The organism is Arthrobacter sp. SPG23 (genome assembly GCF_000876655.1).
Classification (GTDB): Bacteria; Actinomycetota; Actinomycetes; order Actinomycetales; family Micrococcaceae; genus Arthrobacter.
In genome coordinates, this window is the sequence record NZ_JYCN01000009.1 from 261,530 (window position 1) to 283,056 (window position 21,527).

The 21,527-nt window shown below is 66.9% G+C and carries 18 protein-coding genes; 12 read left to right on the forward strand and 6 right to left on the reverse strand.

Going from position 1 to position 21,527, the window contains the following annotated elements; translation table 11 throughout:
• Window positions 1–19 precede the first annotated feature (19 nt).
• Genes ehuC through ehuA form a run of 3 tightly spaced genes read left to right on the forward strand, consistent with a single transcriptional unit; the run spans window position 20 to window position 2,170 of the window.
• Entirely contained in the window at window positions 20–718 is a 699-nt protein-coding gene (ehuC, locus tag TV39_RS04560) for an ectoine/hydroxyectoine ABC transporter permease subunit EhuC (protein WP_043478921.1), read from the forward strand.
• Between the two features lie 20 nt (window positions 719–738).
• On the forward strand, window positions 739–1,371 hold the full coding sequence (gene ehuD / locus TV39_RS04565; RefSeq protein WP_326941667.1) for an ectoine/hydroxyectoine ABC transporter permease subunit EhuD: 633 nt from the start codon (window positions 739–741) through the stop codon (window positions 1,369–1,371).
• Window positions 1,355–2,170 carry an ectoine/hydroxyectoine ABC transporter ATP-binding protein EhuA gene (gene ehuA, locus TV39_RS04570; protein ID WP_326941669.1) on the forward strand — a complete coding sequence of 272 codons (816 nt, stop codon included), beginning with the start codon at window positions 1,355–1,357 and terminating at the stop codon, window positions 2,168–2,170. The genes ehuD and ehuA overlap by 17 nt, the downstream gene beginning before the upstream one ends.
• Before the next feature lie 21 nt (window positions 2,171–2,191).
• On the opposite strand, the gene TV39_RS04575 is transcribed toward ehuA, so the two are convergent.
• Window positions 2,192–2,650, reverse strand: a complete 459-nt coding sequence (locus TV39_RS04575; RefSeq protein ID WP_043478927.1) for a RidA family protein — start codon at window positions 2,648–2,650, stop codon at window positions 2,192–2,194.
• Window positions 2,651–2,735: 85 nt separating this feature from the next.
• On the opposite strand from TV39_RS04575, the gene TV39_RS04580 reads away from it, so the two are divergent.
• Complete coding sequence (locus TV39_RS04580; RefSeq protein WP_043478930.1) at window positions 2,736–3,470, forward strand: maleate cis-trans isomerase family protein; 735 nt, start codon at window positions 2,736–2,738, stop codon at window positions 3,468–3,470.
• Window positions 3,471–3,553: 83 nt separating this feature from the next.
• Here the strand turns inward: TV39_RS04580 and TV39_RS04585 are convergent, their stop codons facing one another.
• Window positions 3,554–4,294 carry a maleate cis-trans isomerase family protein gene (locus TV39_RS04585; protein ID WP_043478933.1) on the reverse strand — a complete coding sequence of 247 codons (741 nt, stop codon included), beginning with the start codon at window positions 4,292–4,294 and terminating at the stop codon, window positions 3,554–3,556.
• 188 nt (window positions 4,295–4,482) lie between these two features.
• Here TV39_RS04585 and TV39_RS04590 point away from each other — a divergent pair, with 188 nt between their 5' ends.
• The 3 genes from TV39_RS04590 to TV39_RS04600 all read left to right on the forward strand — a co-directional run bounded on the left by TV39_RS04590 (window position 4,483) and on the right by TV39_RS04600 (window position 7,305).
• Window positions 4,483–5,913, forward strand: coding sequence for an amidase (locus TV39_RS04590; RefSeq protein ID WP_043478936.1), 1,431 nt, complete (start codon window positions 4,483–4,485; stop codon window positions 5,911–5,913).
• A gap of 10 nt (window positions 5,914–5,923) precedes the next feature.
• The gene (locus TV39_RS04595) at window positions 5,924–6,436 is read left to right on the forward strand and encodes a DUF3830 family protein (protein WP_043478939.1); all 513 of its coding nucleotides are present in this window, start codon (window positions 5,924–5,926) and stop codon (window positions 6,434–6,436) included.
• Between the two features lie 191 nt (window positions 6,437–6,627).
• Window positions 6,628–7,305: a GntR family transcriptional regulator gene (locus TV39_RS04600; RefSeq protein WP_043478942.1), complete on the forward strand. Its 678-nt coding sequence runs from the start codon at window positions 6,628–6,630 to the stop codon at window positions 7,303–7,305.
• Window positions 7,306–7,392: 87 nt separating this feature from the next.
• Here the strand turns inward: TV39_RS04600 and TV39_RS04605 are convergent, their stop codons facing one another.
• The 4 genes from TV39_RS04605 to TV39_RS04620 form a co-directional block, all read right to left on the reverse strand.
• On the reverse strand, window positions 7,393–8,634 hold the full coding sequence (locus tag TV39_RS04605; protein WP_043478945.1) for a M20 family metallopeptidase: 1,242 nt from the start codon (window positions 8,632–8,634) through the stop codon (window positions 7,393–7,395).
• Between the two features lie 23 nt (window positions 8,635–8,657).
• Window positions 8,658–9,911: an aminotransferase-like domain-containing protein gene (locus TV39_RS04610; RefSeq protein WP_043478947.1), complete on the reverse strand. Its 1,254-nt coding sequence runs from the start codon at window positions 9,909–9,911 to the stop codon at window positions 8,658–8,660.
• A gap of 3 nt (window positions 9,912–9,914) precedes the next feature.
• Window positions 9,915–11,096: a M24 family metallopeptidase gene (locus TV39_RS04615; RefSeq protein ID WP_043478950.1), complete on the reverse strand. Its 1,182-nt coding sequence runs from the start codon at window positions 11,094–11,096 to the stop codon at window positions 9,915–9,917.
• 90 nt (window positions 11,097–11,186) lie between these two features.
• On the reverse strand, window positions 11,187–12,176 hold the full coding sequence (locus TV39_RS04620) for a D-2-hydroxyacid dehydrogenase (protein ID WP_144406311.1): 990 nt from the start codon (window positions 12,174–12,176) through the stop codon (window positions 11,187–11,189).
• A 65-nt stretch (window positions 12,177–12,241) separates the two neighbouring features.
• Between TV39_RS04620 and TV39_RS04625 the strand changes: the two genes are divergently transcribed.
• The 5 genes from TV39_RS04625 to TV39_RS04645 all read left to right on the forward strand — a co-directional run bounded on the left by TV39_RS04625 (window position 12,242) and on the right by TV39_RS04645 (window position 21,364).
• On the forward strand, window positions 12,242–13,519 hold the full coding sequence (locus TV39_RS04625) for an aspartate aminotransferase family protein (RefSeq protein WP_043479166.1): 1,278 nt from the start codon (window positions 12,242–12,244) through the stop codon (window positions 13,517–13,519).
• An 8-nt stretch (window positions 13,520–13,527) separates the two neighbouring features.
• Window positions 13,528–16,620, forward strand: coding sequence for an FAD-binding and (Fe-S)-binding domain-containing protein (locus tag TV39_RS04630; RefSeq protein ID WP_052500483.1), 3,093 nt, complete (start codon window positions 13,528–13,530; stop codon window positions 16,618–16,620).
• 1 nt (window position 16,621) lies between these two features.
• Complete coding sequence (locus TV39_RS04635) at window positions 16,622–18,115, forward strand: NAD-dependent succinate-semialdehyde dehydrogenase (RefSeq protein ID WP_043478953.1); 1,494 nt, start codon at window positions 16,622–16,624, stop codon at window positions 18,113–18,115.
• A 69-nt stretch (window positions 18,116–18,184) separates the two neighbouring features.
• Window positions 18,185–19,642, forward strand: a complete 1,458-nt coding sequence (locus TV39_RS04640) for an MFS transporter (protein WP_235347269.1) — start codon at window positions 18,185–18,187, stop codon at window positions 19,640–19,642.
• Window positions 19,643–20,287: 645 nt separating this feature from the next.
• Window positions 20,288–21,364, forward strand: a complete 1,077-nt coding sequence (locus TV39_RS04645) for a N5-glutamine methyltransferase family protein (RefSeq protein WP_043479172.1) — start codon at window positions 20,288–20,290, stop codon at window positions 21,362–21,364.
• The last annotated feature ends 163 nt before the right edge of the window (window positions 21,365–21,527 follow it).

The window sequence follows — 21,527 nt, forward strand, 5'->3', positions numbered from 1 at the left end:
CACGGAAGGAGGGCAGCGTATGTCCGCAGTAATCGACTACGCACCACTGCTTTGGCAGGGTCTGCTGACCACCATCCTGGTGGCGGTGCTCAGCGGCGCTCTCTGCCTGGTGGTCGCGTTCGCGGCCGGACTGGCGCGTTTGTCCAGCCACCGGCTCATCAGCTGGCCGGCGGGCATCTTCATTGAGGTTTTCCGCGGCACGTCGCTGCTGGTGCAGATGTTCTGGCTGTTTTTCGCACTGCCGTTCTTCGGCATCCAGCTCCACCCGCTGACCGCCGCCGTCCTGGCGCTCGGCCTGAACGAGGGCGCGTACGCCGCGGAAGTGGTGCGAGGCGCCATCGCCAGCCGCGCCAAGGGCCAGACCGAAGCCTGCATTGCGCTCGGGATGGAACCGGCACTGCGGCTGCGCAGGATCATCATCCCGCAGTCCATTCCGGCCATGCTGCCCCCGTTCGGCAACGTCATGGTGGACCTGCTGAAGAACACCTCGCTCGTTTCGCTGGTCACCGTGGCGGACCTGACCTTCCGGGCTCAGATGATCCGCAGCACCACGGGGCAGACGACGGCGATATTCCTCACTATCTTGGTGGCGTACTTTGCCCTCTCCTATCTGCTGACCCTGCTGACGGGCTGGCTCGAACGTCGTTTCGCCCTTGACCGGCGGGCGCTCGCTGCCCAGCGCAAGGAAAGCCGTCTCATGAAGGTAGGTGCAGCATGATCTGGGATAGCAATTTTGCCGTGTCAGTTTTCCCGCTGCTCCTGGAAGGCCTCTGGGTAACCATCCAGATCACCCTCCTGGGCACCCTGCTCGCGGCAGTGCTCGGGCTGTTCTTCGCCGTTCTGAGAAGGCTTGCCATCCCGGTCCTGTCTCCTGTGGTGTCCTTCTTCGTCGTGTTTGTCCGCGGCACGCCGTTGCTGGTCCAGGCCTACTGCGCCTTCTTCGTGTTGCCTGCCTACGGTGTCAGCTTTGACGCCTTCACCACCGGTGTGGTGGTGATCGGTGTCAACTACAGCGCGTACATGGCAGAGGTTTACCGGAGCGGAATCCAGGGGGTCCCCAGCGGCCAGTGGGAGGCGGCAACGGCGCTGAGCCTCCCCGGCGTCCGCACGTGGGGCAGGATCATCCTCCCGCAGGCAGTGCGCACCGTGGTGCCCATGCTCGGCAACTACCTTATCCAGATGTTCAAGGACTCGGCAGTCTTGTCCGCCATCACCGTGGTGGAACTGATGGCCACGGCACAGGCCATCGGCAGCTCGAATTTCCGTTATCTGGAACCCCTCACTATGGCCGCCATGCTGTTCCTGGCCATCAGCTACCCGGCCTCACGGCTCGTCAACAGATTGGAGCGGCGCTATGCGCCCCAGCACTGAACCCCAGCCACTGTCCGCGGACGTGGCCCTCGCCCCGGACCCGATCATCAGGTTTCAGAATGTCAGTAAGAACTGGGGGTCCAACCAGGTCCTGAAGTCACTCAACTTCGAGGTGGCACCGGGCGAGAAAGTGTCCATCATCGGCCCGTCCGGTTCCGGCAAGACCACCATCCTGCGCATCCTGATGACGCTGGAGACGCCCACGGAAGGTCTCGTGACGGTCGACGGTGACACTCTGTGGGATGTCACTGCCGGGCAGAAGGTCCGGGAGACAAAGCAACTGCGGGAAACGCGCCGCAAGATCGGCATGGTGTTCCAACAGTTCAACCTCTTCCCGCACATGACCGCCATGGAGAACATCATCGAGGCGCCGATCCATGTGCTGGGCATGGGCAAGGCCGAGGCAAAGGAGCGTGCCGCCGACCTGCTTAACCTGGTGGGTCTCGGAAAGCACATGAACCACACACCGCCCCAGATGTCCGGCGGCCAGCAGCAGCGGGTGGCGATCGCCCGGGCGCTGGCCATGCGCCCCAAGGTGCTGCTCTTCGATGAGCCCACGTCAGCCCTGGACCCGGAACTGATCGGCGAGGTGCTGAACGTGATCCGGAACCTGGCGCACACCACGGACATGACTATGTTGATGGTGACGCACGAGATGCGGTTCGCTGAGGAGATTTCGGACCGTGTGGTGATGTTCGATAACGGCGCCGCCGTGGAGAGTGGACCGCCGGCCCAGATCTTCAAGGACCCGCAGCAGGAACGGACCCGGACCTTCCTTCGGGCCGTCCTACAGCACTGATCCTGCGGCACTGATCGGCCGCTAGACCTCCACGATCAGCGAAATTTCAACGGGCGCCTGCCCGGGCAGCTCCGCAACACCCACGGCTGCCCGGGCATGGCGCCCCTTGTCGCCGAAGGCCCTCTCCAGGATCAGGGAGGCGCCGTTGATAACAGCCGGCTGGTCAGCGAACCCTTCGGCGGAGGCAACGTAACCGGTCAGGCTGACCACCGAGACGATCCTGTCCAGCGAACCCAGGTGCTGGCGCAGGGCCGACAGGCAGTTAAGCGCGGCTGTGGCGCTAGCCTGCTGGCCTTCTTCGACGGTGAGCTCGCGTCCGAGCTTGCCGCTGACGGTGAGGATGCCGTCGCGCGTGGGCGTCTGGCCGGACGTGAAGACCAGGTTCCCCACCTGCCGGACCGGCACGTAATTGGCCACCGGAACCGGGGGAGAGGGCAGCTCGAGCTCGACGGCGTGGATCGGGTCTTCTTGGATGTTCATGGTGCTCCTTCGAGGGGGATGGGGTCATAACGGACACTAGGCAAGCCAGCAAATGTTGTCAACAATCTACTATTTGAGGAGAATTATGCGGACTAGTGAAGTGGTGTTGGCCGGCCCGGCGGCGCAGACCGGAATTGGCGTGGTGTGCCCGTTCGACATGGCGCTGGACCGGGAGCTGTGGCGTTGGATGCCACAGGACGTGTCCCTGTTCTTTACGCGTACACCGTTCGTCGATGAACCCGTCGGCCTGGAGATGGCAGAGGATGTCAGTGACGACGGCGATATCCTCACTGCCGCAAAGAATCTGAGCGTTGTGCGCCCCAGCGTCATGGCCTACGCCTGTACTTCGGGCAGCTTCGTCAGCGGGGTTGCGGGCGCACGCCACATTTCGAAGATTATGGAGGCCGCAGGCGGCGCGCAGGGCGTCAGTACCTCCGAAGCGCTGCTCGAAGCGCTGGACCATCTGGGCGCCTCCAATGTGGTGGTGGTGACGCCTTACGTGGCGGAACTGACCCTTCGGCTGGGTGACTTCCTGGAGGAGGCAGGCCACTCTGTGGTGGCCCAGGCCGGTCTTGGGCTCGAAGGGGGCATCTGGGAGGTTCCGTACCGGACCACGTGCGAGCTGATCCGCGGGGCCGATGTGCCTGAGGCGGATGTCATTTTCATCAGCTGCACCAATCTGCCCACCTACGACATCATTGCGCCCCTCGAGCGCGAGCTGGGCAAGCCGGTACTGTCGGCCAATCAGGTCACGGCCTGGGCGGCGCTGCAGCGCGTTGGCAAGGCGGCGGTGGGCCCCGGCCAGCGGCTCCTTTCTTAGCAAGCAAGAAGGCGCCCCGGCTGCCGGCAGTATCCGTTACTGCCTGCTCGCCGGGACGCCTTTCTCGCTTTGCTGCGTGCGGGTTAGGCCCCCACAGATACATCCGCTGTGTGCTTGAAGAGATAGCCCAGGGCGTCGCACGGGCGCAGGGCTCCGGCGAGACGAAGGCCTTGCCACACGGTCACTTGGTTTGCCGTCAGAATCGGCTTGCCGAGGGCCGCCTCAAGTTCGTTGATCCAGCGGGCGCTGTGCAGGGCGGTGTCCGGGATCAGGATGGCCTGCGCCTCCGGGCTGTCGTTGCTGCGGGCCAGGTCCAGGACGCCTTCCCGGTCCAGTTCGCCGGCGAGAGCGGCCGTGGGAATGTCGTGGCTGACCAGCTGGGTCACTTCTATTCCGCCGCGGCTGAGCAGCTCCGCGAAGTGCCGGGAAACGTCCTCCGGATAGGTGGCGGCCACGGCCACCCTGTCCAGGCCCAAAGCCCGCGCGGCATCCACGAATGCCAGCGAGGTGGAGGAGGCGGGAACCTCAAGCGCCTCCTGGACCTCCAAGGCCTGCTGTCGCGCGCCGTCCCAGCCGAACACGAAGCTGCCGGACGTGCAGGCCCACATCACGGCGTCGGGCTTGGCGGCGCGCAGGGCTTCGGCGCCTTCGAGGAGTCGCTCGCTCTTGCCGAGGTCCAGCAGGGCCTGGACCTCATGCGCATCCACGCCCACGGAAGTATGGACCAGGGGAAGGCGGACGCCATCACCCAGCAGTTCCTCCATGTAGGGGTAATCGTCCTCGGCTCCGTAGCCCGGGTAAAGCATGCCAATGGTGACGCCCATAAATTCTCCTCTGAATGGACCGGGGACCTCCCGGATTGTGCACAATCGTACAAAATGGAGGGAGCAAAAGATAGGGAAGTAGGATTGTTGACAATCGTGACGCGGGCCACATAGCCTGACGGGAGTGTTATCGGGATCACAGATTGTTGGGACTGCATATTGTTTGGACGGACAAGGAGCTGCAAAGAGTGATTGATTCGCTGGAATGGGCCACTGCCACGGAACTTCTCACCGCTTATCGTTCCGGCGAGGTTTCGCCGGTGGAGGCCACGCGTGCGGCCTTGGATTCGATCGACCGGCACGATGCGGACATCAACGCCTTCTGCCTGGTGGAGGAGGAGTCTGCCTTGGCGGCGGCGCGCGAATCGGAGGCGCGCTGGCTCCGGAATGAGCCGCGCGGCCAAGCCGACGGCGTTCCCACCTCGATCAAGGACCTGATGCTGACCAAGGGGTGGCCCACGCTGCGCGGCTCCCGGCTGACCTCATCTGATGGCGATTGGAGCGAGGATGCCCCCGCCGTCGCGAGGCTGCGCGAGAACGGAGCTGTCCTGATCGGCAAGGTCACCAGCCCCGAATTCGGCTGGAAGGGCGTGACGGACAGTCCCCGGTGCGGCATCACCCGCAATCCCTGGGACACTTCACGCACCTCCGGCGGATCCAGCGGCGGCAGCGCTGCCGCGGTCGCCCAAGGCATGGGTCCTTGGTCGGTAGGGACCGACGGCGGCGGCTCCATCCGCATCCCCGCCGGCTTTACCGGCGTCGTCGGTTTCAAACCCACCTACGGAACGGTGCCGCTGTACCCGGCCAGCCCCTTCGGGACGCTCGCGCATGCCGGCCCCATCACGCGGACCGTGGAGGACGCGGCCCTGATGATGGATATCCTTTCGCAGCCCGACGCCCGGGACTGGTCCGCCGGCCCTGCGCCTATGCGGTCCTTCCTGGAAACACTCGGCGAAGGGCTGCGCGGCCGAAAAATCGCCTTCAGCCCGGATCTCGGCTACGGCCGCAACGATCCCGACGTCGAAAAGGCAGTCCGCGACGCGGTCCAGGTTCTGAGCGAACTCGGAGCGGAGGTCGAGGAAATCGACCTCGGCTGGACGGACCCTGTGGACGCCTACCATGTGCTGTGGTTCAGCGGGGCGGCCAAGGTGGTGGAAGGCTATGGCCCCGGTGCCATCGACCAGGTCGATCCGCTGCTGGCCGCTGCACTGCAGCGGCACGCAGGCTTCAGTGCCGGCGATTTCCTGGACGCCACCGCGGTCCGGATGAAGCTGGGACGGGAAATGGGCCAGCTCCATGAGCGCTACGACCTCGTGGTGACGCCCACCCTGCCCATTCCCGCGTTCGAAGCCGGACGCGATGTTCCGGCCGGATCCGCCTCGGCGGACTGGACCTCCTGGACGCCCTACACCTATCCGTTCAACCTGACGCAGCAGCCGGCCATCAGCGTCCCCTGCGGGTTCACCGCGGAAGGGCTGCCCGTCGGGCTGCAGTTGGTTGGCCCCCGGCACGGCGATGCGCGCGTGCTTTCGGCCGCTGCCGCCTACCAGAACGCGACGGGCTGGCACCACAGCCGCCCGCGCAGCACCTCACAGCTCTCCATCCCCACCCGGAAGTAAAGGAAAGAATATGGCCCGGTACATCAACATCACCCTCGAAAAGCGCGGAGTGACCTGCAAGGCCCTCCTGCATGATGAGGCCGCACCCCGCACCAGCAACGCGGTCTGGGATGCCCTGCCGCTCAGCGGCCAGGTCTTCCACGGAAAGTACGCCCGCAACGAGATCTACAACCTGGTGCCCGCCTTCGCTCCGGCCGAGCCCGGCGCGGAGAACACCACCGTGACCCCGATTCCGGGCGACGTCTGCTATTTCACGTTCACGTCGAATGACCTCAAGACGCCCTCCCACGGCTACGAGCAGGACTCGGGGACTGACTCCGTGCAGACAATCGTTGACCTGGCTGTCTTCTACGGCCGCAACAACCTGTTGCTCAACGGAGACACCGGATGGGTGCCCGGCAACGTGTTCGCCACCATTGTGGAGGGCCTGGACGAGATGGCGGCAGCCTGCCAGGACATCTGGATGGGCGGGGCGCGGGACGAAACCCTGACGTATTCGCGGGCGGTGGAAACCAAGCCCTGAAGGTCACGCCCGGGCCCGGCAGCGGGCATGGCCCGCCGAGGATTCGTGGTTTCTCCAACCGCCGGATCTTAATCCTGTAGGATTGTAGACAGTTTCTAGTCCAGTCTGATCCCTCCGGGCGGACACAAGGACGGGTCTGACTGCGTGCCCCTGGGCCGCAGCCGGACCCCCGAGCGGAAGAGTGGTTACCGATGCAAAGATTTGAGCCCGTGGTGCGCGAATCCACGCCATCAATTATCGCCGGGAAATTGCGCACGGCGATAGGCCTGGGCCACATTCCGCCGGGAGCCCAGCTCGGCGAGGCGGAGCTGGCCAAGGAACTCGGCGTAAGCCGCGGGCCGCTCCGCGAAGCCATGCAGCGGCTCACCCAGGAGGGCCTCCTCATCAGCATCCGCAACCGCGGCTTGTTTGTCATCACGATGACCGACGAAGAGGTGCGGGACATGTATGTGGCGCGGACCGCCGTCGAGCGTGCTGCGTCCGAGCTCATCCTGCAGAAGGGGGCCCAGGACGTGGCGGCCCGGCTGCTGAACGTCGTAAAGGCCATGAAGAAGGCGGCGGACAAGGGGGACCTGGACGCCATGTCCGAGGCCGACATGGAGTACCACGCCACGCTCGTGGCGGCTGCGGGAAGCACCCGGCTCACCCGGATGCACAACACCCTGCTGACCGAGACCCGGATGTGCCTGACAGCGCTGGAGAAAAAATACCCGGACCCGCACACCCGCGTTGCCGAGCACCACGCCATCGCCGATGCCTTGGCTGCCGGTAACGAGGAACTGGTGGGCAAGCTCCTGATCAGCCACATGGACGACGCCCTGGACCGGCTCACCGGCGCCAGCAGCGAAGCCCACGTGGCATCGGCGTAGGCATGGGCGCCAACGTTTAGACCTCAAGGCAATAGGAAAGGCTGGCTGCTACTGCAGCCAGCCTTTCCTTATTGCAGGGGAAGCCCGTTAGCCGTTGCCGTGGCGCAAGCACATGAGGGCGTACGCGCGGGCGGCCGCGACGATCTCGGCGATGCTGACGGACTCGTTCACCTGGTGGGCCTGGTCGTTCAGGCCGCCTGGGCCCATGACGATAGCGGGCACGCCGAGGTCGCGGGCCACGAAGCCGCCGTCGCAGGCCGCTGTCCAACCGCTGATGGCGCTGTCCACGCCGGCGTCCGCCAGCGCGGACACGGAGTTTGCCACGAGCGGATGGGACTCCGGCGTGCGGAACCCGGGCATTTCCATGGTCACGGAAGACCCCACGGAGATGCCGTCCGAATCAATGCCGGCCTCGCTGATCCGGGCCATGAGCTTGTCCAGGATCTGCTGCGCGTCGTCATCGGGCATGAGCCGCCGGTCCAAGGACACTGTGCATTCTGCCGCCACCATGGAGGTTCCGGTGCCGCCGCTGATGAGCCCGATGTTCCAGCTTCCGGCGCCGAGCAGCGGGTCCTGCCCGGCCTGCAGCCGGGCGTGGTCTTCGCGGACCAGATCCAGGATCTTCGCCGCGGCGTCGATGGCGTTCCGGCCGTCCGCCGGGCGGCCGGAGTGGGCCGACTTGCCCGTGACCTTCAGCTCGATGTAGCTGTCCCCGCGGCAGCCGATCACCGTCTCGAGGTCGGTGGGCTCCGCTACGACACACGCCGAGTAGGAAAAGGCGGGATCGGCGAGGGCAGCGGCGGTGTAGGCCCGGATGCCGATGCCCAGGTCCTCCTCGTCCACCGTGCACGCCAGTGCAGCGTTGAAGGGCAGCTGCGCGCCGGCGTCCTTGAGTGCCTTGAGGGCAATGACGACGGCGGCCAAGCCGCCTTTCATGTCCGTGGAACCGCGGCCGAAAAGCCGGCCGTCCCGGACATAGGGTTCGAACGGCGGCCGCTCCCAGCCGGGCCCGGCGGGAACGACGTCCGAGTGGCCGAGAAACAGGATGCCAGGCTGGACGGCGGCGGGCTGGCTGGCCCCGGGCACGACGCCGCCCGGCAGGACGGCCGTGAAGTTCGGCCGTCCCGGAGCAACTGTTTCCGTTGTTACCTCGAGGCCCGCAGCCACGCAGAAGTTCTTCAGGACCTCCACCGTGGCTCCCTCAGTGCCGCCGGGATTCTCGCCGCCGGCGGCCACGAGGGCCGTGGTGAGTGAGACGAGGTGGGCCTCGGTGATCAGGTCGATGACCTTCTGCTCAAGGGCCAGTTGTTCCAGAACCCGCTGTTCCATGGCCTGGTGTCCAGAAGCAGTGCTCAAGCGTTGTCGCCGCCCTTCACTGCCGCGAGCTCAAGGTCGATTGCCCGGCGCAGGCGGATGATGCCTTCCTCGGCCCGTTCGGGAGTGGTGGACGCGAAGCAGAGTCGGAGCGCGTCGTCGAACTTTCCGCTGGCTGACAGCGCCGGCCCGGGGATGAAGGCGACGCCTTCGGCGAGTGCCGTCTCGAAGAGCTTCCGCGTGGAGATCCGCGCGTCTTCGCCCTGGAGCGTGAGCCAGAGGAAGAAGCCGCCTTCGGGATCAGTGGTGGTGACGCGGTCGCCGAGGTGGCGGCGCAGGCTGTCCTGCATCGCGTCCTTGCGGCGCTTGTACTCCGTGCGCAGGCCTGCGAGGTGGTTGTCCAGGCCGCCGCGGCGGATGAACTCGGCCACGATGTGCTGGGCGGGAACGTTGGTGCAGGTGTCCATGGCCTGCTTGGCATTGATGACCAGCTGGCGCAGCGCGGGGTCCGTGTCCACCCAGCCCACGCGCAGGCCCGGGGCCAGGATCTTGGAGAAAGTGCGGACGGAGAACAACAGCGGATCCCCGGGGCTCAGGGCCTGCAGGGACGGCAGGTCGTCGCCCTGGAAGCGGAGCAGGCCGTAGGGGTCGTCGTCGATGATCACGGAGTTCCAGTCGTGCGCCAGTTCCAGCAGCTGGTGGCGGCGCGGCAGCGAAAGAGTGGTGCCGGACGGGTTCTGGAAGTTCGGGATCGTGTAGATGGCCTTGGGCGTGCGGCCCGCGGCGGCAACCAGTTCGGGCAGGGCCTCCACGATGAGGCCGTTCTCGTCGGTGGGTGCCTCGAGGAGTTCGGCGCCGTAGCTCAAGGCGGTGGCGCTGCCGTTGGTGTAGGTGGGGCTTTCCACGATGACCAGGTCGCCGGGGTTGATGAAGATCTTGCAGGCTAGGTCCAGTCCCTGCATGCCGCCGGCGGTGATGGTGACGCGTTCCTCGGCGGTGGGGTCCGATGTTCCGGCAAGGTACTCGACGAGGGCCTTAAGCAGTACTGGCTCGCCCTCGGTGGCGCCGTAAGTCATGGAGCTGTGGTCGATGACCTGATCCGCGATATCCCGGAATTCGGCCAACGGCACGGCCTCGTCCGCGGGGGAACCCATGGCGAAGCGGACAATGTCGTGCGTCTGCGCGGCCAGCAGTGACGTGCTGGAGTCAATGACCGAGCCGACGAGGTCGGCTGCGCGGTCGGCCAAAGGCAGGGCGGTGCGGGATCGGGTGGCAATGTGGTCAACAGTCATGGCCTAGCCGCCTTTCTGGATGAGTTCGCGGGGGAAGCTGGTGAATGTCTCGACGCCGTCGGCGGTGACGCGGATCGATTCGGAGAGTTCGTAACCGTAGTTGTCCATCCACATCCCGCCGATCACGTGGAAGGTCATGTTCTCCGCTAGGACGGATTCTTCCTCGGAGCGGATGGAGATGGTGCGCTCGCCCCAGTCGGGCGGGTAGCCGACGCCGATCGAGTAACCGATGCGCGACGGCTTTTCCAGGCCGTATTTGGCCAGTGTCCAGTTCCAGGCGCGGGCGAGTTCGCGGACGGGGACGCCGGGCTGCACCTCGGTCAGCACGGCGTTCAGGCCGTCGGCGACGGCGTCAGCCAGCTTCGCGAGACGCTCCGGTTTCTTCCCCAGGGTCAGGGTGCGGGCCAGCGGAGTGTGGTACCGCTGGTGGGCGCCGGCCAGTTCGATGACGACGGCCTGGCCGGCCTCGAAGCGGTCCTCGCTCCAGGTCAGGTGCGGGGTGTCCGCGGCCTCGCCCGTGGGCAGCATCGGCACGATGGCGGGGTAGTCCCCGCCGATGCCGTTGGCGCCCTTGATTTGCGCCTGGCTGATGGCCGCCGCGGCATCGCACTGTCGGACGCCGACGTCGATCGTTTCGACGGCCGCCTCCATGGCCGCCATGCAGACCTGCGCCGCGCCGCGCATCAGCTGGATCTCCGCGGGGGACTTGATGGAGCGGACCCAGTTGACCAGCTCGAAGCTGTCCACGAGTGTCCATTCCGGGATGGCGTTGACCAGCGAGCGGTAGGCCTTGGGGGAGAAGAAGTGCGAGTCCATTTCCAAGCCCACGCAGCCCTTGGCCGCCGGGGCAATGAGGTAGCGCTCGCGCAGGGCAAAGGCCACCCAGTCGAAGGGGTGCACGTGCGGGCGGTGGACGTACTGCTCCGGGTATCCCACGATGCAGTCCTCAGGCAGCCAGGTGGTGCGGGAGGCGCCGCCGGCGTCCATGGCCCGGGTGAAGAGCAGCATGGGGCCGTCCGCGGGAACGAAGACCAACTGCGGGGTGTAGAAGGACCACGCGTTGTAGCCGGTCAAGTAGTAGATGTTGGCCGGGTCGGTGACAAGCAAAGCCGAAAGACCTTGTTTGGCCATGCGCACGCGGACACCGGCGAGCCGGGCGTCGTACTCCTCTTGGCTGAACAGCAAAAGACACCTCCGAGTTAATTGGTAGATTGTTTACAATCTAGACCATGTGGTGCGGCTCACACAAACCGCCGGGTTTTGTAGTTTTGGGTGTCAGCTGCTGCTGACGTAGCCGCGTTCCTTGTCCACCACGTTGGCAAGTCTCCCGCCTGCCGTCCAGTGCTCAAGGTTGTCCAGGAACTGCCTTGCCAGCGCGTCGCGCCAGCCGACGACATCGCCGCACATGTGGGCTGACATGTGGACGTTGTCCATGGCCCAGAAGGGGTGGGATGCCGGGACGGGCTCTTCGCTGAACACGTCCAGCGAGGCAGCTGCAATCCGGCCTTCGCGTAGGGCTTCAATAAGAGCCGGCTCGTCCACTAGTGCGCCGCGGCCAACGTTAACGAGGTGCGCGGAGGGTTTCATGGCTGCCAGGGCGCGGGCGTCCACCATGTTGCGGGTCTGTTCGGTGAGCGGGGCGATCAGCACCACGTGGTCCGCCCAGCCGGCGTGCTCGGCCAGGTCCGCGCTCGGGTGAACCGTGCCGAAGTCGGGATCGTCCTCGCGGGCCGCGCGTCCCACGCCGCGGACCTCCAGTCCCACGGCGCGCAAGAGGCGGGCGGTGGCGCGGCCGATTCCTCCGGTACCCACCACCAGGGCGTGCGAGCCCGCGGTGCGGGTGAGTTCGCGGTGCTGCCAGGCGGCTCGCTGCTGGAGGCTCTTGCTCAGGTGCAGTTGCTTGTCGTGGGCCAGGATGGAGGCCAGGACGAACTCCGCGATGGGCTGATCGAAAGTGCCGTGGGCATTGGTCACCACCACGTCGGAGGAACGCAGTTCGTCGAACATCATGGCATCCACGCCGGCGGCGGCCACATGCACCCATTTTAGCGAATCCGCGTGCGGCCATGCGTCACGCAGTGCGGCGGAAAAGAAGTCCCAAAGGAACAGTACGTCGGCTCCCTGCGAGGCTTCCGCGAGGCCGGCGGCGTCGGTCACGGTGACGTCGGCCCGGGCTTCGATCTCGTTGAGGTTGCAGGGGAGGGGCTGCCCTTCAGCGGCGAGTATGACGACGCGGGGCGCTCGGGTATTTTCAGTGTTACTCACACCACAACCGTACGGGATCGCAGGATTGTTGACAATAAACAGATGTGACCTGCATCATGGAATGCATGACTTCCCTTAGCCCCGCACTCAAGCAAGCAACCCCCGTCGTTGTGGACCACGCTCTTGGCAGCTGGATCCACGGGACCGATGGCAAGGACTACCTGGACTTCACCACCGGCATCGGTGTGACCAGCACCGGCCATTGCCACCCCAAAGTGGTGGCAGCCGCTCGCGAGCAGGTGGGCAAGATCATCCATGCCCAGTACACCACGGTGATGCACAAACCCCTCCTGAAACTGACCGAAAAGCTCGGCGAGGTCCTCCCGGCAGGCCTTGACTCCGTTTTCTATGCAAACTCCGGTTCCGAGGCGGTGGAGGCCGCCGTCCGCCTGGCCCGTATGGCCACCGGCCGCCCCAACATCGTGGTTTTCCAGGGCGGCTTCCACGGCCGCACCGTCGCCGCCGCCTCCCTGACCACCGCGGGCACCAAGTTTTCCGCCGGTTTCGCCCCGCTGATGGCCGGCGTCCACATGTCCGCGTTCCCCTATGCCTACCGCTACGGCTGGGACGAGGCACTGGCCGTGGAGTTTGCCCTTCAGGAGCTCGACTACCTTCTGCAGACGCGCACCGCGCCCAACGACACCGCAGCGTTCCTCATCGAACCCGCGCTGGGCGACGGCGGCTACCTGCCCACCCCGCCGGCCTTCATGGAGGGACTGCGCGAACGTGCAGACAAATACGGCATCCAGCTGATCTTCGATGAGGTCCAGGCCGGCGTCGGCCGCACCGGCAAGTTCTGGGGCCACCAGTACTCCGCGGCGACACCGGACATCATCGTCACCGCGAAGGGCATCGCCTCCGGCTTCCCGATTTCCGCCATCGCCGCCTCCACCGAGACCATGTCCAAGGCCTGGCCCGGATCCCAGGGCGGCACCTACGGCGGCAACGCGGTCTCTGCCGCGGCCGGCGTGGCCACGCTCGAGGTGGTCAAGGAAGAGGGCCTCGTGGAGAACTCCCGGATCCGCGGCGAGCAGCTGCAAGCCGGGCTTAAGGAAATCCAAGAGCGCTTCCCGGTGATCGGGGACGTCCGCGGCCGCGGCCTCATGCAGGGCATCGAATTCACCGGCGAGGACGGCAAGCCGGACGCCGCAACGGCCGCCGCGGTCCAGCAGGCCACCACGGACCAGGGCCTGCTGACCCTGACGTGCGGCCCCGCCGGCAACGTGGTCCGCCTGATCCCGGCCCTGGTGGTCACCGCCGAGGAAATCTCCACCGGCCTGGAGCGTTTCGAGGCTGCCGTGGGTGCCGTCGTCGGCGCCGTCCCCGCCACCGCCGGAGCCTGAGCCAAGCGATGACTGTATCTTCCCCGCCTGACGCTTCCGTCGCCGTCGTACCTTCTGCTGCGCCCAATCCGGCGCAGCGGGCGGTGCTGGACCGGCTGTCAGCGGTCGGGATCAGCGCCGACAGCTCGGCGCGGCGGCTGGCCGAATACTCCTACGACGCTTCCAACTACCGGGTGCCTCCGCTTGCCGTGGTGTTTCCGCGGTCAGCGGAGGACGTGGTGGCCGCGCTGGCGGTGTGCCGGGAAACCGGGACCCCGCTGATCAGCCGCGGCGGGGGTACGTCCATGGCGGGCAACGCGATCGGGCCCGGCGTGGTGCTGGACTTCTCCCGGCACATGAACAGGATCCACGGGCTCGATGAGGGAGGCGGCACCGTGGACGTGGACCCGGGCGTGGTGCTTGCCGTCCTTTCGCGGGAGGTGGAGAAGGCAACCGGCAACCGGTTCACGTTCGCCCCGGACCCGTCGTCCAAGAACCGCGCCACCGTGGGCGGCGCGCTGGGCAACGACGCCTGCGGCAACCACTCCGTCCGCTACGGCCGAACCTCGGACCACGTGGTGGAACTCGACGTCGTCACCTCCGACGGCGCCCGGCTCACCGCCACTGCCACCGGGCTGCGCGCCACACACCCGGAGGACAGCGCCGCCGCGGCCCGCGCCATGGCCCTCACCACCTCGCTCAAGGAGTTGGCCCACAACAACCTGGCCGGCTTCCGCACTGAGCTGGGCCGGATCCAGCGACAGGTCTCGGGTTACCACCTGGCCAACCTGCTGCCGGAAAAGGGCTTCAACGTGGCCCGCGCCCTGGTGGGCTCCGAAGGCACCTGCGTGATCGTCACGGGTGCCCGCATGAAGCTGGTGCCCAAACCTGCCAGCGCGCTGCTGGTCTGCCTCGGCTACGCGGACGTGGTGGACGCCGCGCGGGACATCGAAACCATCCTCGAGTTCTCCCCGGCCGCCGTGGAGGGCATCGACGAGGCGATCGTGGACACCATGCGCTTCCGCCGCGGCGAGGGCGCAGTGCTCGGGCTGCCGGAAGGCAAAGCCTGGCTGTACGTGGACCTCGACGGGGACGACCCCACCGAGGTGAAGGCGCAGGCCAGCCGCCTGCTGGCCCGCCTCCGGGAAAATGGCCGCCTCGTCGAAGGCCGGCAGGTTCCGGACGCGGTGGAGAGGGCTTCCCTCTGGCGCGTCCGCGAGGACGGCGCCGGGCTCTCGTCCCGGCTGTCCACGGGCGGCGAGTCGTGGCCCGGATGGGAGGATTCCGCCGTCGCGCCCGAAAACCTGGCGGACTACCTCTCCGATTTCCGGGAACTGCTGGACCGCTACGGCCTCCAGGGCGTCATGTACGGGCACTTCGGCGCCGGCTGCATGCACATCCGCATCACCTACGATCTGCGCACCGAGGAAGGCCGGGACGTCTTCCGGCGGTTCTCGAGCGACGCAGCCCGGCTGGTGGTCCGGCACGGCGGCTCGCTCTCCGGCGAACACGGCGACGGCCGGGCCCGGTCCCAGCTGCTGCCCCTGATGTACTCGCCCAGCATGCTGGAGGCGTTCGCCGCCTACCGCCGACTGTGGGATCCCGCCGGCATCCTGAATCCGGGTTCGCTCACGGATCCGGACCCGCTGGATGAGAACCTGGCGCTGAACGGCGTGCCGCAGCGGGAATGGCGGACCAGCTTCGACCTCCGCCCCCTGCACTCCGGCGGCGGGTCCTCCGCGGAGACGGACAACCCGGCAGACGCGGGCGGAAGCGGCATCGATCCGTGGGTCCATGCCGTCCAGGGCTGCATCGGCGTGGGCCGCTGCCGCACAGATTCCGGCGGCGTGATGTGCCCCAGCTACAGGGCCACCCGCGACGAGAAGGACTCTACCCGCGGCCGTTCCCGCGTGCTGCAGGACATGGTCCGCGGTGCCCGCACGGTGGAGGAAGGCTGGAAGTCCGAGGAGGTCCGCGAGGCCCTGGACCTCTGCCTGTCCTGCAAGGCCTGCTCCAGCGACTGCCCCACGGGCGTGGATATGGCCAGCTACAAATCCGAATTCTTTGATCACTACTACCGGGGCCGGCTGCGGCCGCTCTCGCACTTCTCCCTGGGCTGGCTGCCGCGGTGGCTGAAGATCACCGGCCGCGTCGCGCCGCTGGTCAACGCCGTGCTGGCAACGCCGCTCGGCAAGGCGGCCGCGATGCTGGGCGGCCTCACCACGGAGCGCTCCCTGCCCCGGTTCGCCGGCGGCAACGAGTGGCAAAGGGAGGTTGCGGCGGCGGGCGTAGTGATGCCGGGTGCCGGCGGCGCTGCTGATGCGAATGCCGCAGACGGCGTGGTGCTGTTCGTGGACACGTTCACCAAGGGCTTCCGGCCCGAGGTGGCGGGTGCCGCTGCCCGCGTGCTCACCGGTGCGGGGGAGCGCACCGAATGCTCGGCGGATGCGTGCTGCGGGCTGACCTGGATCTCCACCGGCCAGCTGGACACCGCCAAGAAGCTGCTGGGCAACGCCGCCGACGTGCTCGACGACGGAACCGACCGCCCCATCGTGGTGGTGGAGCCCAGCTGCGCGGCCGCGCTCCGGAAGGACCTGCCCGAGTTGGTCCACACGGAGCAGGCACGGCGGGTGGCGGCGCGGGTGCGCAGCTTCGCGTCGCACGTGGACCAGCTGGCACGCTCCGGCTGGACGCCTGCCCCGGCGGAGCCGCTTCCGGAACAGGTGGTGCTGCAGACGCACTGCCACGAGTACTCCGTCTTCGGCGCCGGCACGCAGAAGGCCGCGCTGGCCGCGACCGGCGTTACTGAGGTGGTGGACGCCACGGGCTGCTGCGGCGTGGCAGGGAACTTCGGCTTCGAAAAGGAGCACTACGAGGTGAGCATGCAGGTGGCGGAGCAGGCACTGGCTCCGGCGCTGCGCAGCACCGGCCCGGAGTCCGTGGTGCTCACCGACGGCTTCTCCTGCGCCATGCAGGTCAAGCAGCTCGACGCCGAGCGGCCCGGCCGGCACATCGCCCAACTCCTCGATCCGGGCACCGGCGATTCCGGCTCAAACCAGACCATTCTGACCCGCCCCGCGGCGGCCCCGAACTTTCCGAACACCAACGAAAAGGATTCCTGACATGACAACCCAGACCACCAGCACTGCCCGGACCTCGCAGAAGGCGCTCGACGCGATCGCCAAGGTCAGCACCGGCCTGTTCATCGACGGCGAGTGGGCGGAAGCCGCCTCCGGCAACCGGTTCGACGTCGTCAATCCCGCCACCGAAGAGGTCATCGCCACGGTGGCCGACGGCGGTCCGGAAGACGCGCAGCGGGCCATCGAAACTGCCGGCCGCGTGCAGAAGCAGTGGGCTAAAACCTCGCCGCGGGAGCGCAGTGAAATCCTGCGCCGCGCCTATGACCTGGTCATGGCCCGGCAGGACGAACTGGCCCTCATTATGACCACCGAGATGGGGAAGCCCTTCGCGGAAGCCAAGGGCGAGGTGGCCTACGCGGCCGAGTTCTTCCGCTGGTTCTCCGAGGAAGCCGTGCGCATCGGCGGCGACCTCACCACCACGGGTGACGGCAAGAACCGGATCCTCGTGTCCAAGGAGCCTGTGGGCCCGTGCGTGCTGGTCACGCCATGGAATTTCCCGCTGGCCATGGGGACGCGCAAGATCGGCCCCGCGATCGCTGCCGGCTGCACCATGGTGTTCAAGCCGGCAAACCTCACGCCGCTGTCCTCCCTGGCGCTGGTGGACATCCTCATCGAGGCCGGCCTGCCCAAGGGCGTCCTCAACGTTGTCTGCACCACCAAGGCCTCGGATGTGGTGTCGCCCTGGATGGCCAGCGGAATTGCCCGCAAGGTCAGCTTCACCGGCTCCACCGAGGTGGGTGTGCGGCTGCTCCAGCAGGCGTCGCAGCACGTGATGCGCTCCTCGATGGAGCTCGGCGGCAATGCGCCGTTCATCGTGTTCGAGGACGCGGACCTGGACCGCGCCGTGGAAGGCGCCGTGGCCGCGAAGATGCGCAACATGGGCGAGGCCTGCACGGCTGCCAACCGGCTCTTTGTCCAGCGCCCCATTGCCGACGAGTTCGCCCGCCGGTTGGCGGCCCGCTTGAGCGCGCTGTCGGTGGGCGACGGCGCGGAGTCCGGCACCGACGTCGGGCCCCTCGTTGAAGAGAAGGCGCTCACCAAAGTGCAGGAGCTGGTGGACGACGCCGTGTCCAAGGGTGCCACCGTGGTCTGCGGCGGCTCCCGTCCGGAGCGCCCCGGCTACTTCTACACGCCCACAGTGCTGTCCGGCGTCAGCCCGGAATCCGACCTGATGAGCCAGGAGATCTTCGGGCCGGTGGCTCCGGTGGTTCCCTTCGACACCGAAGAGGAAGTCACCCGGCTCGCCAACGACACCCCGTGGGGCCTGGTGGGCTACCTGTTCACACAGGACGTGGATCGCGGCTTCCGCATGGGGGACGCGCTGGAAGTGGGCATGGTGGGGCTCAATACCGGCATCGTGTCCAACCCTGCGGCGCCCTTCGGCGGCATCAAGGCCTCCGGACTGGGCCGCGAGGGCGGACGCGTTGGCATCGAGGAATTCCTCGAGACCAAGTACATGGCCGTACCGCGCGGTTAAGACCTGCGCAGCTAAACCCCAAGGCGGCCGATTTTGCTAACGAAAAATAATTCCCTGAAGGACGAACCGATGATGACCAGTCCCCAGCCCGTGCATGACATGCACCCGGAACCCTTAGCCGCGCCCGGGGCGGAGCCCCGCACGGTGGAGGGCAAGCGTTCCCTCCACCGGTCCATCCTTGGTTCCGCCCTGGGCAACGCTGTTGAGTGGTTCGACTACGGCGTGTACGGCTACCTCACCATTTACATGGCCACGAACTTCTTTGGCTCCGAGGAAGGCGATGGCGGCCTCGGCGTGACGCTGACCCTCGCCACCCTGGCGCTCTCCTTCCTGGTGAGGCCGTTGGGGGGCCTCATCCTGGGACCGTTGGGTGACCGGGTAGGCAGGCAGAAGGTCATGGTGCTCACCGTGACGCTGATGACGCTGGCTACCGGCGCCATCGGCCTTTTGCCCACACTGGACACGGTGGGCCTGCTCGCGCCCGCGCTGGTGCTCCTCTGCCGTCTGGTGCAGGGCTTTTCCGCGGGCGGCGAATACGGCGGCGCGGCCGTCTACATGGCCGAGTCCGCCCCAGACCGGCGCCGGGGGTTCCTCGGTTCCTTCCTGGAGTTCGGCACTACGGTGGGCTTCATGCTGGCGGCGGTGGTCTGCACGTCGCTGATCGCTATCGTGGGGGACCAGGGCATGGAGGACGGCTGGTGGCGCCTGCCGTTCCTGCTGACTATCCCCCTTGGCCTCACCGCGCTGTGGATCAGGACACGGCTGGTGGAGGCGCCGGTCTTCTCCGAGGCCTCACGGCACCAGGAGACCACCAAATCGCCGCTCCGGCATGTGCTGAAGCACAACTGGCGGCAGCTCCTGGTCCTGGCCGGCTTCGTGGTGCTGCTGAACGTGGCGTTCTACCTGATCCTCGGCTACATGCCGACGTACCTGAGCGGGCAGCTGGGCCACAGCACGGCACAGGGAAACTGGATGCTGGTGGCCATCATGGGGCTGATGCTGGTGGCGATACCGCCCGTCGGTGCGCTGTCCGACCGCGTGGGCCGCAAGCCGTTGTTGCTCGTGGCCGCCGCCGGCTACGCAGTATTGTCCGTGCCGGCCGTAATGCTGCTGGGCATGCCGAATCTTGTCCTGCAGTTCCTCGGCCTGGCGGTGCTCGGACTGCTGCTGGTGATCCTGGTTTCGTCCGTCTCGTCGACTCTGCCGGCGCTGTTTCCCACTGCGGTCCGGTACACGGGCTTCGCGATCGCCTACAACTTCTCCACGGCGTTCTTCGCCGGACCGTCGCAGACGGTGGCCAACCAGCTGATCGAGTCCACCGGAAACCAGTTGGTGCCCGGCTGGTACATGGCCATCGCCGGCGTGATCGGCCTGGTCAGCGTGCTGTACATGCGGGAAACCGCTCAGGCGACCCTGCGCGGCGAGGAGCTTCCCGGCCTACCCGAGTCTGTGGGCTTTCCGAAGCCCGGATATGTGGCGGGAAACCGTGCGGACGCCGAGGCGCGCCGCGCGAGCTTCTCGAGCTGAACTGACTGCTGAATTAATAACGACGGCGGCCGCCCCGGAATGGGGCGGCCGCCGCTTTTCTGCGCGTCGAAGGCGAGCCATGCAGTGAGGGCCGGAGGTTCCCGACGGTCGGCGCCTAGAGCGATCTTAGGGGAGTCGACGTTCATCAAGCCGGGTCCGTCCACCAGTCCGGTGGTGTTCGAGCACGGGGGAGCGCGAGTCGGCCTGATGACCTAATACGACCTGCGGTTCCCGGAGCTGGCCAGATCACCGGCCGACGCCGGCGCGCAGGTCCTGCTGGTCTGCGCCTCGTGGGTGCCGGGCGAACACAAGACAGAGGAAGATCTTGGCGTGGAGGACTGTGGGCGGGTAGCCGCCACGGCACACCTGTATCCTGACAATGCGGGTTGAATGGCTCCAGCGGCCATCAATCACGCTCGGTTCGCGGCCGGATGACGGTCCGGATCCTGGGACGTAGCCATCCACGTCGTGGAATCACCGCCGCAATCGTCAGTCGCCGATCGGCTCCTCTGACGCTTGGAATGGATCTTTATCACTACCGACACGCCAGCTCCTGCGGGAATCACGACACCGGTCCCCAAACTCTCGCGCACAGCTGCGCTGAATGATCCCGCCGTCGTGACCTGGGCCGGGGCCGGGATCAGCATGACCGCGCGGTGGCGTTCGGCGAACGGCAGGCCGGCGCCGACGCGCGTCGAAATGGTCTCCGACTCCCTCACGGCCGATGACGCGAACCGGATGGCATCACAGGGGATCGCGATGCTCTGGCACGGTGACTTCCACAATGCACGGCAGATCCTCAACGCCATGGACCGGCGGATGGGCGCCGGAAAGAAAGAGATCGCAGCAGCTCCGGCCGATCAGTTCTATCGGCACCGCCAGTCCCGCTCGCACCGTGCACGCGTTCTCGGCCTGCTGCTGGTTCCGCTTGATCCGGGCCCGGTGGTGCCGCTGCGCCGCGCACCGGACATCCGGCAGGCCGCCGCTGAAGCGTACGGTGATATCGGCGAATCCTCCGTTGTGTCCCTGCATGAGCTTGTCGGGGCAATTGGCGCCCACGAGTGGCGGCGGAATGGCGTCTTCGTCGATGCCCTGCAGGGCCGCATCCACCCGCACTATGGCACGTTCTTCCCCACCCGGAGTGAGTATGTGGATCTCGTCGCCGCCGCTGCGCTGCCCTCTGACACGCTGGCGTTCGACGTCGGAACCGGCACCGGGGTGCTCGCTGCCGTTCTGGCGCGCCGCGGCGTCCGCCGCGTGGTGGCGACGGACAATGAACCGCGTGCCATCGCCTGCGCAGCTGAGAATTTCCGGAACCTCGGTGTCCAGGACCGTGCTGAGGCCGTCCTGACCGACATGTTCCCGCCCGGGCGGGCACCGCTCATCGTGTGCAACCCGCCCTGGATTCCGGCCACTCCGCATTCCAGCCTGGACAGCGCAGTCTACGACCCCGGTAGCAGAATGCTGTTCCGCTTCCTGAACGGACTCTCCGACCATCTGGACCCCGGTGGGGAGGGCTGGCTGGTCCTCTCCGACCTGGCCGAGCACCTTGGCCTGCGGTCGCGTGAGGACCTCCTGGCCGCCATCGAGGCGGCCGGGCTGAACGTGGTGGAACGGCTGGACACCAAGCCAACTCATCCGAAGGCATCGGACCGGGACGATCCTCTGTTCGAGGCGCGCACGGCCGAGGTCACGTCCCTGTGGCGGCTTGTTCCCCGGTAGTCACAACCTTCCGCCGTCGGGGATCACGACGGCGGCCAGTCGCCGGCGCCCGGTCCGTCGAGCAACGCGCTGGTGCTGCTCTGGGGTACCACCACGTGGACGGCGTTGCGCTGGACGGTGAAATCGGGTGGGCGTGGTCGTCGCGATCTCGCCGTCGAGGTTC